The organism is Exiguobacterium sp. H66, from assembly GCF_018618705.1.
In the GTDB taxonomy this organism is placed as follows: Bacteria; Bacillota; Bacilli; order Exiguobacteriales; family Exiguobacteriaceae; genus Exiguobacterium_A; species Exiguobacterium_A oxidotolerans.
Genome location: NZ_JACSMQ010000003.1, coordinates 199,737 through 214,746, shown reverse-complemented (window position 1 = coordinate 214,746; position 15,010 = coordinate 199,737). Strand labels below are relative to the sequence as shown.

General features: G+C 44.2%; 13 protein-coding genes and 2 tRNA genes. 4 read left to right on the top strand and 11 right to left on the bottom strand.

Annotated features, from left to right (window positions below):
- Positions 1 to 117: 117 nt before the first annotated feature.
- From KNP88_RS07045 to KNP88_RS07025, 5 genes are all read right to left on the bottom strand, one after another.
- Positions 118 to 726, bottom strand: a complete 609-nt coding sequence (locus tag KNP88_RS07045) for a superoxide dismutase (protein ID WP_088836581.1) — start codon at positions 724 to 726, stop codon at positions 118 to 120.
- 93 nt (positions 727 to 819) lie between these two features.
- Entirely contained in the window at positions 820 to 2,280 is a 1,461-nt protein-coding gene (locus tag KNP88_RS07040) for an alpha-amylase (protein WP_214893033.1), read from the bottom strand.
- A gap of 115 nt (positions 2,281 to 2,395) precedes the next feature.
- Positions 2,396 to 2,469, bottom strand: a tRNA-Ile gene (locus tag KNP88_RS07035).
- 12 nt (positions 2,470 to 2,481) lie between these two features.
- Positions 2,482 to 2,555, bottom strand: a tRNA-Met gene (locus KNP88_RS07030).
- A 121-nt stretch (positions 2,556 to 2,676) separates the two neighbouring features.
- On the bottom strand, positions 2,677 to 4,317 hold the full coding sequence (locus KNP88_RS07025; protein ID WP_214893031.1) for a Na/Pi cotransporter family protein: 1,641 nt from the start codon (positions 4,315 to 4,317) through the stop codon (positions 2,677 to 2,679).
- A 224-nt stretch (positions 4,318 to 4,541) separates the two neighbouring features.
- Between KNP88_RS07025 and KNP88_RS07020 the strand changes: the two genes are divergently transcribed.
- The 4 genes from KNP88_RS07020 to KNP88_RS07005 all read left to right on the top strand — a co-directional run bounded on the left by KNP88_RS07020 (position 4,542) and on the right by KNP88_RS07005 (position 8,182).
- Complete coding sequence (locus KNP88_RS07020) at positions 4,542 to 5,015, top strand: hypothetical protein (protein WP_214893029.1); 474 nt, start codon at positions 4,542 to 4,544, stop codon at positions 5,013 to 5,015.
- 182 nt (positions 5,016 to 5,197) lie between these two features.
- A complete protein-coding gene (ispG, locus tag KNP88_RS07015; RefSeq protein ID WP_029332972.1) occupies positions 5,198 to 6,307 on the top strand; it encodes a flavodoxin-dependent (E)-4-hydroxy-3-methylbut-2-enyl-diphosphate synthase in 1,110 nt (369 codons plus the stop codon).
- Between the two features lie 93 nt (positions 6,308 to 6,400).
- Positions 6,401 to 6,979 (top strand): 5' nucleotidase, NT5C type, encoded by a 579-nt coding sequence (locus tag KNP88_RS07010; protein WP_235195212.1) that lies wholly within the window; start codon positions 6,401 to 6,403, stop codon positions 6,977 to 6,979.
- Between the two features lie 126 nt (positions 6,980 to 7,105).
- The gene (locus KNP88_RS07005) at positions 7,106 to 8,182 is read left to right on the top strand and encodes a GGDEF domain-containing protein (protein ID WP_353048778.1); all 1,077 of its coding nucleotides are present in this window, start codon (positions 7,106 to 7,108) and stop codon (positions 8,180 to 8,182) included.
- Positions 8,183 to 8,194: 12 nt separating this feature from the next.
- On the opposite strand, the gene KNP88_RS07000 is transcribed toward KNP88_RS07005, so the two are convergent.
- From KNP88_RS07000 to KNP88_RS06975, 6 genes are all read right to left on the bottom strand, one after another.
- Positions 8,195 to 10,039 (bottom strand): EAL domain-containing protein, encoded by a 1,845-nt coding sequence (locus KNP88_RS07000; RefSeq protein ID WP_214893025.1) that lies wholly within the window; start codon positions 10,037 to 10,039, stop codon positions 8,195 to 8,197.
- 153 nt (positions 10,040 to 10,192) lie between these two features.
- Complete coding sequence (locus KNP88_RS06995; RefSeq protein WP_214893023.1) at positions 10,193 to 11,290, bottom strand: hypothetical protein; 1,098 nt, start codon at positions 11,288 to 11,290, stop codon at positions 10,193 to 10,195.
- A 12-nt stretch (positions 11,291 to 11,302) separates the two neighbouring features.
- Positions 11,303 to 12,124, bottom strand: a complete 822-nt coding sequence (locus tag KNP88_RS06990) for an ABC transporter permease (RefSeq protein WP_214893021.1) — start codon at positions 12,122 to 12,124, stop codon at positions 11,303 to 11,305.
- On the bottom strand, positions 12,121 to 12,801 hold the full coding sequence (locus tag KNP88_RS06985) for an ATP-binding cassette domain-containing protein (RefSeq protein WP_088836573.1): 681 nt from the start codon (positions 12,799 to 12,801) through the stop codon (positions 12,121 to 12,123). The genes KNP88_RS06990 and KNP88_RS06985 overlap by 4 nt, the downstream gene beginning before the upstream one ends.
- On the bottom strand, positions 12,794 to 13,180 hold the full coding sequence (locus KNP88_RS06980) for a GntR family transcriptional regulator (protein WP_088836572.1): 387 nt from the start codon (positions 13,178 to 13,180) through the stop codon (positions 12,794 to 12,796). Before KNP88_RS06980 ends, KNP88_RS06985 begins: the two co-directional genes overlap by 8 nt.
- A 327-nt stretch (positions 13,181 to 13,507) precedes the next feature.
- Positions 13,508 to 14,944: an NAD(P)H-hydrate dehydratase gene (locus KNP88_RS06975; RefSeq protein WP_214893144.1), complete on the bottom strand. Its 1,437-nt coding sequence runs from the start codon at positions 14,942 to 14,944 to the stop codon at positions 13,508 to 13,510.
- Positions 14,945 to 15,010: the final 66 nt, after the last annotated feature.

Here is a 15,010-nt window from a genome sequence, read left to right as displayed (position 1 = left end):
CATCTTTGTTCATTATATAGAAGGAAACAATCCATAACAACCTATCCCATCATTTTCCGCATTAAAAAAAGAACCGTGCCCTCTTACCGAGGACACGGTTCTAGCATTTAAAAACGATTATTTTGCGTCAGCGTAAAGCTTAGCAACGTGATCCCAATCAATGACATTGAAGAATGCATTGATGTAATCCGGACGACGGTTTTGGTAGTTCAGGTAGTATGCATGCTCCCAAACATCAAGTCCGAGGATTGGCGTTTTACCTTCCATGACTGGTGTATCTTGGTTCGGTGTCGAAACGACAGCAAGTTTGCCACCTTCGACGATGAGCCATGCCCAACCAGATCCAAAGCGTGTTGTCGCTGCTTTAGCGAACGCATCTTTGAATGCATCGAATGAACCGAATGCTTCATCGATTGCTGAAGCGAGTTCGCCTGATGGTGCAGCACCGTCGTTCTTTTTAAGCAATTTCCAGAAGAATGAGTGGTTCCAATGACCGCCACCGTTGTTGCGAACTGCTGTTTGAATGTCAGCAGGAAGCGCATCAAGGTTTTGAAGCAACTCTTCTAATGATTTCCCTTCGTGTTCCGAGCCTTCGAGCGCCGCGTTGACGTTCGTGACGTAAGCATTATGGTGTTTCGAGTGGTGAATCTCCATCGTACGAGCATCGATATGTGGCTCAAGCGCATCATAAGCGTAGCCGAGTTCTGGTAATTCAAATTTTGACATTTTCATGTCCCCCTTTATCCTATTTTCGGAACTTCAATACCTTTTAAGACTAGCAAAAATGACGGGTATAACGCAAGTAATGACCCTTACATTTTATTGTTCATCGCGTGGTGCGAATACAGAGACACCACCACCCGGAACAGGGAAAACACCAAATCCTTCTTCATCGATGACGACAGGCTCATCTTGGTGATTTGTGTAATCGAACCATTCTTCACCAGCACGATCTTCTCCGACGAACATCCGTTTTTCACACATGTCTGCATTGGACAATAGTACGGCACAACCCGAGTTCGGGAACTCTTCGACTCCGTGACGGACCCAACCGACACAGTGTGGATCATCGAGATAATCTTCTTGTTTCCCGTATGCTTTATGGTAGCGGGCGTACAGCAATGCATCGATCATCTCTTTTTTACCTTCGACTGGATGTGGTCCTTGTACACCGTAATAATCGCCGTAAAAGACACACGGATAACCGTCTTTACGAAGGAGAACGGATGCGTAAGCATGTTGTTTAAACCAATCATCGACCCACGACTCAAGCGATTCGCCTGGTTGCGAATCATGGTTGTCAACGAATGTAACAGCATTCGTCGGGTGCGACTCAACAAGTGTATCTGCGAAGAGCATCGTCAAATCAAATTTTTTCCCCTGTTCTGATGCTTCGTGGAATTTATAATGAAGCGGAACATCGAACAAATCAATTGTATAGTCAACGCTATCTAAGAAGTGACGACAATCATCTAAGTCAGATTTCCAAAATTCACCGACCATATAAAAATCTTCTGGATTTTCACCCATCATTGATTTCGCGAATTCATTGACGAATTCGTAATTGATATGCTTGATTGCATCGAGTCGAAATCCTTGGCAATCGAGTGTATCTTTGAACCAGTGCCCCCAGTCAATCATTTCCTTGCGAACTTCAGGATGATTGTAATCGATGTTCGCAAACATCAAGTAATCGTAGTTCCCGAATTCGCTATCGACTTGGTCGTTCCAGTCTTTATTTTTTCCGGAGATTTTGAAGACGCCGGTTCTTTCTTCTCGCGCATCAAAATCCGTTCCGTTAAAGAACTCATGATTCCAAACAAAATCAGAATACTTCCCGTCACGTCCCGGGAAAGTGAATTTTGTCCAGGCATCGATTTCGAATTCTTCTGAAATTTCTTTCGACCGATCTTCCGGATTTACTTCAACGACATTGATCGTCTCCAGTTCATCTGCTGCCGCCTTATGGTTCATGACGACATCGGCATAAACGGCAATTTCATTTTCATGTGCCACTTGAATTGCTTCAAGTAGTTCGTCTTTCGTCCCGTATTTCGTCCGAACCGTTCCTTTTTGATCGAACTCACCTAAATCATAAACATCGTATATCCCATACCCTGTGTCTTCATCTGATTGCCCCTTAGAAGCTGGTGGAATCCAAACAGATGTGATGCCTGCAGCACGAAGCTCCGGCGCTCTCTCTTTTAAACGTTGCCAATGCTTTCCATCATTTTCTACATGCCACTCGAAAAACTGCATCATTGTATGGTTACGTTCCATCTCTCTTCGCTCTCCCTCAATTACTATAGTATGAATATTATTACAATATCTTTAATATTCCCCAAGCGAACAAAAATAAACGCACACCCCTAAACAGGAGCGTGCGTTTCTTAAATGGACCCTGCAGGACTCGAACCTGCGACCGGACGGTTATGAGCCGTCAGCTCTAACCAGCTGAGCTAAGGGTCCTTAAGTAAATAGTAGCGGCGGAGGGAGTCGAACCCACGACCTCACGGGTATGAACCGTACGCTCTAGCCAGCTGAGCTACACCGCCATAATGAATTAAAACAACTACAATTAGATTAATGGAAAGCATCTAAAATGTCAATAAATTATTTCACGAAAATAAAGAGGGACTTCTTTACAGAAGTCCCTCCCGCTTATATTCATTTCATTCAAGCCGTTCCCGAACGTTGTTCGAGTACTAAATCTGTAATATTGACGGCGTGATCGCCAATCCGTTCGAGATTCGATAACAGATCAACAAAAATCATACCCGCTTGACCTGTACACTCCCCGGCATTGACGCGTAAGACATGGTGTTTACGGAATGAACGCTCGAGTGAATCGAGTTTCCCTTCTAATTCAAGGACTTGGCGTGCTAACGAAACATCATCACGTTCAACTGCTTTGATTGCCGTATCGACGATTTTTTGTGTTAGAACGTACATTTCATCCAACTCTTTTTTCGCTTTTGGCGTAAATTCAATCCGGTTGACGATTTGGAAGTCAACGAGTTCGATTACGTTTTCGACATGATCACCAATCCGTTCGAAGTCATTGACCGCATGCATTAAGAGCGAATGGTCATTCGATTCACGTTCAGAAAGATCGTTCGCCGCCACTTTGACAAGGTAGTTCGTGACTTCCGTGTTCAAATGGTTGATTGCATATTCAATCTGACCAGCGTCAGAAACATCTTTTTTATCATGGGATTGCGTGTAGCGATGTGCTTTACCGAGTGCTTCTTTCGAGAACTCACCCATCCGTAAGACTTCCATTTTTGCTTGGTTAAGCGCAAGTGAAGACGATTGATTCAAGATGTTTTGATCCAAATGACGTGGTTTTGAATCGACTGTCGTGTCTGTTCCCGGAACGACCTTTTTAACAAGCCATGCGATTTGTGCGATGAACCAACATTGAATCAATGTGTTGACGACATTGAACGTACCGTGTGCAAAGGCAATTTGCATTTTCGGTTCAAGATTGAGTACACCTGTGATCCAAGCGATGAACGTCGAGAACAAAGGTAAGGCGACTAAGAAAATAATCGTACCGACGATATTGAAGATGACGTGTGCTGCTGCTGTCCGTTTTGCGGCAATCGATGCACCGAGTGCTGCGAGTACTGCCGTGATCGTTGTTCCGATATTATCCCCGAATAAAATCGGGAGGGCTGCTTTGATATCAATCATGCCACCAGCGTATAGCTCCTGCAAAATACCAATCGTCGCAGAGGACGACTGGACAAGGAACGTAAAGACCGTCCCGACGAACACACCGAGTAACGGATTGTCTGACATCGAAATCGTCAGTTCACGGAACCACTCACTTGATTGAAGTGGTTTCATGCCGTCACCCATCAATGTCAAACCATAGAACAAGGCACCGAAACCGAAGAAGATTTGTCCGATGTATTGAATCCGTTCTTTATTGAAGAAGAAGATGAGAAACGCACCAAGCGCGATTGCAGGAAGGGCTGCTTCCTTGACGTTAAAGCCGATGATGAAGGCCGTGATCGTCGTTCCGATATTCGCCCCCATGACGACACCGATTGCTTGACGTAAATTCATCAGACCCGCGCTGACAAGTCCAACGACGATAACGGTCGTACCTGACGATGATTGAATCAAGACCGTGACGACAATACCGGCAAGAATTCCGAGTAACGGGTTCGATGTGTATTTGTCTAAAATGTAACGAAGTCGGTCCCCTGCTGTTTTTTGGAGCCCATCTCCCATATACTTAATACCGAATAGGAAAATACCGAGTCCACCAATAAAAGTGAAAATCATTTCCTGCAAATCATAATTCATCGTTTCATCTCCTCATATCTAAAAAAGTGGGATTGATTTTTTGTTAAGATTTTATTGTTTCAACCTCTCCTATTATGTAAAGGTCCGTTGAACTTGTAAATAGTTTTATCAACATTTGAATGTTAAGGTTTTATTAACCTGTACCAAAACAGATAAAACCCTTTATTACAAGCTTTCCTAAACTCACTACACCACTGTTATGAAACAGAGAAAAGAGTGTTATCATGGTTTTTTTAAGACAATTTATTAATTATTTACAAACCACCTTAGTTCCAAATCGATCTTTTTTAAAGACTCGCCTTGCCGATGTCTCCCTTTATTTTTGTGGATTAGCGTGGATTTCATTTTGGACGACAGTCATCGATAGTATATTTATCATCAAAACGGTTCCATTCATCGTCTGGTTTATGCTCCATTTCATTTTCGTCGCCATCGCGCTTTTACTGTTTCTTCTATTGATGTCGTATTTGAATCGTTGGTTGATTGATTGGATACTCCCAAGACCATGGGCGTACCGGCAAGTTTTTCCGTATACGGTTGCTGCTAACTTATGGAGCTTTCCAGTCGGTGTCCTCTGTTATCAGCTTGGATTCACAGCACTTGGGGTGACGCTCCTATTAGTCGGTCACTTCATTTATTCTTTACTGCCCGTTTTCTCAGCGCGGAAGCGAAAAAAAAATACTCGTCCAAAGTCGTGATTCTGCCTTACTTCTTCGTCTCAGCTCCGTCTACCGGCGGATTGACAGTTGCTTATTTCTATTAAAGAATTGTAAATGTTCGAATTTCGTTCTTGTTTCTCGATTTTTAGGGAATAGTTCGATATGATAGAGAAGGTAAACTTACACAATATGGCGCTATGCCACAAAAGGAGATTTTCGATATGCCGAAAATGGTCCATCGCTCTAAGACTCGTCCCGTTCGTGTTGGGGACCTTGTCATTGGTGGAAATAATGAAGTCATCATTCAAAGTATGACAACAACAAAAACACACGACGTCGAAGCGACTGTCGCTGAAATCTTACGACTTGAAGAAGCCGGATGCCAAATCGTCCGCGTTGCTTGTCCAGAAGAACGTGACGCACTTGCGCTCGCTGAAATCAAAAGCCGAATCAACATTCCGCTTGTCGTCGACATTCATTTCAACTATAAACTTGCGCTCATGGCAATCGAAGCAGGCGTCGACAAAATCCGGATCAACCCGGGTAACATCGGTCGTCGCGAAAAAGTTGAAGCGGTCGTCACAGCTGCAAAAGCTAAAAACATTCCAATCCGGATTGGTGTCAACGCTGGTTCACTCGAGAAACACATTCTTGAGAAATACGGATACCCAACAGCACGTGGTATGGTCGAAAGTGCCTTACACCACATTAAGATTCTTGAAGACCTTGACTTCCATGACATCATTGTTTCGCTTAAAGCATCTGACGTTCAGCTTGCGCTTGAAGCTTATCAGTTAGCATCTGAATCATTTGACTACCCACTTCATGTCGGTATTACAGAGTCAGGTCCTTTACGTACTGGTTCATTAAAATCCGCTGCTGGTCTTGGTGCGATTCTTTCACGCGGTATCGGGAACACGGTCCGTGTCTCACTATCAGCTGATCCAGTCGAAGAAGTGAAAGTCGCAAAAGAAGTCTTGAAATCATTTGGTCTCGCAGCAAACGCAGCAACATTGATTTCTTGCCCAACATGCGGTCGGATTGAAATCGACTTGATGGCGATTGCGGCAGAAATCGAGGATTATATCGATAAGATTCAAGTCAACATCAAAGTTGCTGTACTCGGCTGTGCCGTCAACGGTCCTGGCGAAGCACGTGAAGCGGATATCGGAATTGCCGGAGCACGTAACGAAGGGCTTCTGTTCCGCCACGGAGAAATTATCCGTAAAGTACCTGAAGCGACGATGGTCGAAGAATTGAAAAAAGAAATCGATGCAATCGTTCTTGAAAAAGAAGCTGAAAAAGAAGCGGCGAAAGCCAACCAAGTTTAATTGTTGAAGAGCCCTCTTTTTAATTGAAGAGGGTTCTTTTCATATCCGTTTTTCGACTATGTTATACTAATGACAGAAATTTAAGGAACGCAGGTGATCCAATTGAAAATCGGCATCGATATCGATGGGACGATTACGCACCCGTCTTCATGTTTTAACTATATGAACAAGTATTTAGGAACTTCGATTGACTTCGAAATGGCATCCGAATATGAATTGCATACGTATACGGATATGGGACAAATCGAGTTTTGGGAATTCATGGTCAAGTCTGGTCATGAGCTCGGTATTTATCGAGAATCTACGCCTCAGGCATTTGTCCAAAAACATTTATGGGAATTACGTCAACATTTTGATTTGCACTACGTAACGGCACGCTCAGAAATCGTTCGACCGGTTACGGAAGAATGGATTGCGCGCCATGAGTTACCACTCGACTCGCTCATCATGACCGGGTCGCATGACAAGGTTCAAGTTGTACGTGATCTATCACTCGATTTATTCATGGAGGATCGATTAGAGAATGCATTACAAATTGCGGAAGATACGTCAATTCCAGTTATTTTGTTCGATGCTCCTTACAATCGAAAAGCACTTCCAGAGAACATCATTCGTGTTTCTTCTTGGGATGAAGCCGTTCAAACGATTTATAAATTCGCTCCAATCCGTTAAAAAACAGCCTTATCCGGCTGTTTTTTTCCATTTTTTATACATAATCCGTTTACGTTATCGTACAATTATCATGAATTCGTTACGTTTTGTCTCGAGTCATCTTCTATTAGCTGAAAGGATTTTTTTATGTTATCGACGTTGAATATTTTTTTCACGAACATATGCATTATATTTTTAATACTATCTGTCACATTTTATTTGATGCGAAATCGACTCCCGATCCAGTATGACTCCAAGCGTTCAACGCGCTTGTATTTTGGTTTAGCAAATGGTTTAACCGGCATTTTACTGATGCATAACTCCATCTCAATCAATGGATCCTTGATTGATTTACGACTGCTGCCGCTCGCTCTATCCGCTCTATACGGGGGGCCAGTCAGCATTGTGACGACAGGAATTATTTTACTGCTGTATCGTGTCCTCATCAGTGGGGGTGAATCCGTTAGTGCCTTACAAAATTCTCTAGTGATGCTGACCGGATTTACCGTGCTTATCATCCTCTGTGCTCAACTCATCAAACATAAAGGGCGACTCTTCACTGTTATTGTGACGATAGCCTCTACCTTAGTTCTCTTACGCATGTTGCTCGGCCCTTCACAACCTCATGCATGGCAGACGATTTTTTTGCCGTATTTCTTAATCACAATTGGCGCCTCGATTCTTTTTTATCATCTTTCATATATGTTACAAGGACACTTCGTTCTTTACGCGTACCAGTCCTATTTGGCTTCGACTGATGAACTGACGCGCCTCGCGAACCGTCACGTCATCATGGAAAAAGTACAGGCTCTTGTAGAAGCGAAGGCACCTTGGGGTGTGATCATCTTCGATCTTGACCACTTTAAGGCAGTCAATGATCAATATGGTCATGCTGTCGGAGATGCTGTATTACGCCACTTCTCCGTTTTACTCACACAGGAGTGCCCGGATAGTATCACGGTCGGCCGCTATGGTGGCGAAGAGTTTATCGTCGTCATTCCGAATACATTTACGGTTTCACCGACGCGGCTCGCAAGACAACTCGTTCAATCCGTCACCGATACACCGTTCGTCATGCAAGACCACGCCTTGACGATTACTGTTTCTGCCGGTGTCGCCTACGCGAAAAATCAGGCAGCCGGCATCGTTTTTAAACAAGCGGACACCGCGCTCTATGCTGCAAAAGACAACGGCCGTAACCAGTTCATGTTATACGATAAATAAGGAAGCATGGACTTAATCCATCGCTTCCTTATTTTTGCTTTCTAATAAAAGAATGATATCTGTTAGCGAAACTGGTTTTGCAAAAAAGTAACCTTGAAAAAGATGAATCCCAATATCTTTCGCAATTTGAACTTCTTCTCCTGTTTCTACCCCTTCGACGATACACTCGACATTCATCGAACGTGTCAATTGGAAAATCGATTCAAGGATGGACTGGCGTTTTGCTGATTCTTCAATTTGTTCAATGAACTGTTTCGGTATTTTTAATTGGCGCAAAGGTAACAACCGTTCCAATACATGGTAAGAAGCATGACCTGTTCCAAAGTCATCTAACGACACTGGAAAATCAAGTGTTTTTATCCGCCGTAATGCCCGAAGAATCGGCTGGCTCTCAAAATCGAGCGACTGACTTTCCGTAATCTCGATTTTGATTTGTTGCGGTTTAAGCGAATACTTAAGTAGCATCCGTTCAATAAAGGGCATGAACGATTCGTTCGTCAATTGGCGTGGTGACACATTCACTGATACCGTAAAATTCTCTGGCACAAGACCGATCAATCGTTTTCTTGTCTTACAGCCTTCTTCAAAAATCCATTCGCCTAGACGAATGATTAAGTCACTTTTTTCAGCAATCGGGATGAAGACGGATGGTTGATTCGCTTTAGACAACTCCGTTTTCCAACGAACGAGTGCTTCAAGTCCAACAAAGGTCTGTTGATTCGAATCGTACTGTAGCTGATAGACTAAATAAAAATCTCGATTGACTTCAGCAAGTGATAAGGCGCGCGCAGCTTCGACACGTAATGTTTGTTCACAGCGCCATGTTTGATCGATACACATGACTTTTTTATCATTTTGAACGGATTCTTGTAGCGCAGAATTCACTTGTTGAACTCGTTTCATCCAACTTTTTTGCAACGTATCGCCGTCATCAATTACGATGTACAGATTGACATAAATTTGATGGAGGTCTATCTGATAGGGCGCAGACATTTTTTGACTAAGTAACTCCATCTCATCATGACAGGAAACACCTTCAGGTTTTTCCATGACGACAGCAAGCGTCCCTCCTTCAATCCGCACAAGTGCTAAGTAAGGTGGAAGTAATGATTGGAGTCGTTCGATACATTCAAACAAGACACGAGCTTGTATGTCTTCTCCAAAATAGCGTGCCAATTCATAATAATTCTCAAGGTGAATACCGATGAGCAGTAAATGTTGACGGTTAGCATCATCAAAAAAATCTTCTAATCCACGCATATTCAATAATTCTGTTTGCGGATCACGTTTTGCGGCCTCATCAAGTTGATTAGCAAGCGAGTGCAATTGACTTAAATTTCGTATGTGTAAATGATTGATGATTAGCGCAATGCAAATTCCAATCGTAATCATCCCGAGCCGTGCGACATGATCTGAAGAGTCGATTTCCACCATAGTCGCCGTTGTATTCAACATGATAAACAGATTCGTCGCTAGTACGACGACAATCGTATACCACATCACAATCCGGTTGTACGAGATCAAGGCAATCATTAAAAATAAAAAACAACTTGCCCAAGCTGTGACGGCAGCATATGGTAACAAATTAATCGAGATGATCGGCACAATCAGTAACATGATGGAGAGGAGATGCGATTGATATTTTGACGCGATATGACTTCGACTAATGATAAACGTCGTTATCCCGATCACTAAAAGCAGTATGATGATCGTTGATCGATTAAGATACGCATTTTGTAATACATCATCCGTCGTCCCTAAAAAAATCAAAGCTCCTGCTGTCATCATGAACAACGCAAAATTTCCCATCCAGTGTTGTTGTGCGATAGTGGTATCAGTCGTCGTGCTAAGCGGCATACGTCTCCTCCTTTCATTTCCGATTGTCATTGAGGTAGTCATTTTTTTATTCGACATCGCTTGATGATACTCCTGTCTTACGTTATGTGTCAATTTTTTACTTAAAAAGACATGTTCTTCTGTTTTTACACAGTTGAACATGTCTGATTTGATTTAATATCCAAAAAAGCTGGTGATGACGGCGCTTGACTTCACTTGATTTTTATCGCGAATCTGTCCGACATAGATGACGTCCCCTGACAAGATATCGACGACACGAATTTGATAATCAGACGCGTTCATCTTCGAGACGAAATAAAACTGGTTGTCTGCAAATGCTTCATCAATCGATCCCATCTTTTTCTCCGCCGCTTCAAGCTTGATCGCATCCGTTGTCACTTGCTTCGTTGCAGTGTCATAGACGGTCCATTGCAGTTCGTTTGTTTCTTCATTTTCATTATAAGCGATCAATCGTTCCCCATTGCCCATCGCAATGAAGGATTGATTCGTTTTATTTAACTTCTCGATTGGTCGGACGTGTTTCCCGTCATCTTCAAGATACGTTTCCTGAATTTCCTGCTCGTTATTTTCATCCATGAATTGTTGTACATAGATGACGCGATCCGGCCCGGCCGTTAAGTAGTTTCTGAATTCGTTCTTTTTGATTGCCGGTGAAGCGAGCGGCACCGGCTTAATTTTTTTCTGTTGATAGTCTACTTGCATCAATTGATTGGTCTCGTGATTTTTTCTGTACGCATCGACTTGGATATAAAGTGTCTTGTCCATCCGGTCGATGACGCGTACGCTGCCTGTGCCATACCCCGTCTTGACGGCAGACGGAAACGGGAGTGTCATTTCCGTCAGCCGTTTCGTCTGTTTATCCCACATCTTTAATTCCAGTTCTTGTTCAGCCGTACGGATGCCGTACAGATAGTCGTCATCTTCACTGAGCGTTTCATCCGCCCGTAAAAAATCCTTGGCGTCTGTTTTTAGAATCGGGTTAAACTCTCTGTTCCCAAGTATTCCTTCAAGATAATTGTCGTTATTTTTTTTGACTGTCCCATCCAACGATACATCGGAATAGACGTTTTTACCTTTCGCTGTCGACTGCAGAATCAGATGCAGTTTCGCAAGGTTCGTCCCCTTTACGTCTCCTTCTATGTGCTTGACGGTGTAGTCCGCCGTTTGAATCGTTGCCGTGTAACCATAATAACTCGTCAGACTCACTAGACAGATAACGAGTAACACCACTAAGTATCGAAAGCGTCGCATCATGTTCCCCCCTTAAACGGATAGTTTGTTTTGGACTAAGCGAATGCTTCTAAAACCGATATAGAAGAAGCCGATCGATAATAAGACAAGATACAACGTCATGTATTCTACTCTTAACAATAAACCGGACAGTGGACCTTCCATGATATACATTACGAGTCCGAATGGCAGGATTAAAATCATTGCTTCGGCTATCAGCTGGATCATCGCCCGTGTTTTTCGGAACGACCGCTCAATCAGGACGATGAAAAACAACAGATTGATGACGGCACAGGACATCATCAATAAGATGAAGACATCCTCGATATTCATCGAATAAAATACTTGCAGCAGACTCCCGCCTTTAATCAGACCGGTCGGTAATTTATGTGATTCTGGTAACAACCAATCAAACAGACCGTAACTTGCGATAACCGTCAGCCACTGCAAACCGATTAAACTCACCGTCGCAAGTAGGACGGTCGTCAGCTTCGCAAAATAAATCGAGACACGGCTACCGGGTAAAAGTAAGAGCCGATAGATATGTTTTGATTCCCCAATCCATTCGCGGTACCAGATTTGCAAGGCAAGTACTAAGATATACGCGACACCAATCATCATGATGTAATCAAAAATCGAGGTCGCTGCCGCAAAAGAAAATGTTCCATATGAATTGACCGCCTCGAGTTCGGAGGCTTGGTTCATCCGCATGAACGTCTCGATGCTTCGTTCGTATAACATCGTCTTGACGACGACTGACAGTAGTTCGAGCGCGATTAATGCACCGACCACGATTAAATACAATTTACTGCTCCGCTTGATTTCTTCATTCGTTAACATCAAATACTTTTTCATCGCTGATACACCTCCCGCATCCGGTCTTGGACGGATTTCCCGTGAATTTCCCGCATTTCTTCCGTATCGTGTTCATCAATGATTTGTCCGTCCTGTAAAAAAATCACACGGTCAATCAAATGCTCGACTTCGACGATTTCATGCGTCGTCATCAAGATGCCGCGCCCTTCCATATAATGACTCGAAAAAATCCAGGCAATCTGTTCTTTCGTAAACAAATCAATCCCGGCAAACGGTTCGTCCAGCAACAGATACGGCCGATCGAGGGCAAAACCGAGTAATAAATTGACCTTTGCCTGATTTCCTTTTGAGAGCTCATTAATTTTATCCGTCGACAGCAGTTTGAACGTCGCCATCAATTCATCTGCCGTCTGCTCGTTCCAGTCCGGATAATAATCGTTCATGTATGTAAGCGCATCCCCGATGGTCATATAGCTCGGCATCGTCTGGACATCCGGCACAAAAGCGATTTTTTCACGCGACGTCGTCCCGTCGACGATGATACTGCCGGCGTCCATCGGAATCAGACCGACGATGCCTTTAAGAATCGTCGATTTCCCTTCCCCGTTTAAACCGATTAAACACGTTAACGTATCCGGTTTGACAGAAAACGATACACCGTTTAAGACGGGACGTTTTCGTCCAAAGCGTTTTTTTAGACCATGTACCTCAAGCATCGATTTTCCCCCGTTCTTTCGTTTCGTATAGGTGTTCGATTTTCATGACGACTTCATCAAGCGGGACTTGAATCGCCTGGATTGAATGCACGAACTGTTCGACTGCTTCATTTAACAATTCCGCCCGGACCTTCGAGACAACTTCCGGATCCATCGTAATTTTACTCGGGACATTTCGTTCAGTCGTAATCAAGTGTTGTTCCTCCATTTCCTTGTATGCTTTTTGAGCGGTGTTCGGATTGATTCCTAGTTGAGCAGCGATTTCGCGTCGTGAAGGAATCTCCTGACCACGTTTCAACTCTTCCGTCGCGATTCGTTCTTTAAACCACCGGATGACTTGTAGGTAGACAGGACTCCGTTGATCGAATTGCATCGGCATGTTGCCACCTCCATCGTTATACTGTATTAAAACACTAATACACCTTATGACTGTATGATACTTGTAATACAGTCCTAGGTCAATAAAAAAAATCACTTCTTTTTCGAAGTGATTTTAGGGTGTAAACAAACTTGAGGAGTCGGATGGGCATGAAGGCATGTCGCGCTTCCCTGTCTTGACTCGTCTTCAAAGCGTCACAGTTTGAAAGGCTTCGTTTTCATTGACTCCTACGGGAAAAATACGTTTTTGTCCGTCTCGCCCGAAGAACGCAACGAAAAGATAGACGCTTTTATCTCCCACTATCACTTTGTCTACGCTAAGAAAAGGTTAGATTCGTCGTGCCAATTCATCAATCAAATCCGTCGCAACGATACTACTTGGATGGATGCGTTGTTCGATCCGCTTAGAAGCCCGTGCATACCAAGCGACTCCCATGGCGATTAAATGCTCAACCGATCCTTGATCGTGGTAGTCACGTTGGGCGAGCAGACTGGTTATCAAGCCAAATAGCGTATCGCCGCTGCCGCCTTTTGCAAGTCCACTCGATGCCCCGGAAATGACGTATCCTCCCCCGTCCGGTTTAGCGACCAAAATGACATGCGATTTCAAAACAACCGTCACTTGATGGAGCATCGCATAGTCCGACGCTGCTTCAAATAAATCATCTTGAATGTCTGCGACCGCTTTGTTCGTCATTCGGGCAAACTCACCGATATGTGGGGTTACAACGATTGGGGCTCGCCGTTCTGGATACTCTTCGCGAATCAGTGCCGCCGCATCGAGGACAACGGGAATATCTTTAGTAAAAGCCAGTTCAATCCAGTCCGCTACTTTATCCGAAGTCAGTCCCGGTCCGATTCCGACAGCCGTCACTTGATCAAGCATCGCTTGAATCGTTTCCGTCGTCTGATTGAGCACCATCGCTTCCGGCGCGTTGATTAATATTCCATTTTTTGCTGAATCGACTGTTGCGACCTGTAACTTTCCGACACCGGTTCGTAAAGCCGCCCGCGCCGCGAGTTGAATCGAACCCGGCATCGTCTCGCTTCCGCCAATCAAAAGTCCCGTGCCATAGGTCCCTTTATGTCCATCGTGTTGCCGTTCAAACAAACTGTCGATCGGTTCCTCGAACAGTTCCCATTCCGCTGCGTTCGGTAATCCGATATCGACGAGCTCGACATCTCCATAAAACGGTCCGGTCTTCAGTAAAAAGGCGGACCGTTTATAGGCGTGGAGGCAAAACGTCTGCATCGCTTGAACCGCTTCCAAAGAAAAATCGGTTGCCGCATCAGACGGTACTCCGCTTGGTACATCGATCGCATAAACGATTGCTCCTTGCTGACGCTGTTCTTTCACCATGTCAAAGGTTTTTTCCGTCACCTCATTGATTCGTTTCGGATCAAACCCTGTTCCGAAGAGCGCATCGATAATCACATCATATTGTCCACAAGGTGGCTCTGCGACGACACCAAATTTTTCAGCATACGTTTCATGGAGCCGTGCCGTCTCCGTCTTGGTTGGACCAAGCGGAGCTTGGACCGTCACGTCATAGTCGTCTCGAATCAGCTCACGGGCGATGACGTATCCATCCCCTCCATTGTTGCCTGTCCCACAAATGATTAAAATTCGGTCCGTCTTGGTATGCCGTTGCTTCATCTCGGCCGCGACATGTTGTCCGGCCCGTTCCATCAGCACTTCGACCGGCAGCCCCGACGTCCGTGCCCATTCATCAATTTGTCTTGCTTCATTTGCATCATAAATCATTTCAATCACCTCTGTTCGTCCTATTCCCGTTTTCCACCGAACTATGCAACAAAGGCAGTCGATCCT

Excerpts from the sequence above, each read along its gene's own strand:
- KNP88_RS07045 (WP_088836581.1), bottom strand. The coding sequence starts at position 726 with ATGTCAAAATTTGAATTACCAGAACTCGGCTACGCTTATGATGCGCTT.
- KNP88_RS07040 (WP_214893033.1), bottom strand. The coding sequence starts at position 2,280 with ATGGAACGTAACCATACAATGATGCAGTTTTTCGAGTGGCATGTAGAA.
- KNP88_RS07025 (WP_214893031.1), bottom strand. The coding sequence starts at position 4,317 with ATGAATTATGATTTGCAGGAAATGATTTTCACTTTTATTGGTGGACTC.
- KNP88_RS07020 (WP_214893029.1), top strand. The coding sequence starts at position 4,542 with ATGGTTTTTTTAAGACAATTTATTAATTATTTACAAACCACCTTAGTT.
- ispG (WP_029332972.1), top strand. The coding sequence starts at position 5,198 with ATGCCGAAAATGGTCCATCGCTCTAAGACTCGTCCCGTTCGTGTTGGG.
- KNP88_RS07005 (WP_353048778.1), top strand. The coding sequence starts at position 7,106 with ATGTTATCGACGTTGAATATTTTTTTCACGAACATATGCATTATATTT.
- KNP88_RS07000 (WP_214893025.1), bottom strand. The coding sequence starts at position 10,039 with ATGCCGCTTAGCACGACGACTGATACCACTATCGCACAACAACACTGG.
- KNP88_RS06995 (WP_214893023.1), bottom strand. The coding sequence starts at position 11,290 with ATGCGACGCTTTCGATACTTAGTGGTGTTACTCGTTATCTGTCTAGTG.
- KNP88_RS06990 (WP_214893021.1), bottom strand. The coding sequence starts at position 12,124 with ATGAAAAAGTATTTGATGTTAACGAATGAAGAAATCAAGCGGAGCAGT.
- KNP88_RS06985 (WP_088836573.1), bottom strand. The coding sequence starts at position 12,801 with ATGCTTGAGGTACATGGTCTAAAAAAACGCTTTGGACGAAAACGTCCC.
- KNP88_RS06980 (WP_088836572.1), bottom strand. The coding sequence starts at position 13,180 with ATGCCGATGCAATTCGATCAACGGAGTCCTGTCTACCTACAAGTCATC.
- KNP88_RS06975 (WP_214893144.1), bottom strand. The coding sequence starts at position 14,944 with ATGATTTATGATGCAAATGAAGCAAGACAAATTGATGAATGGGCACGG.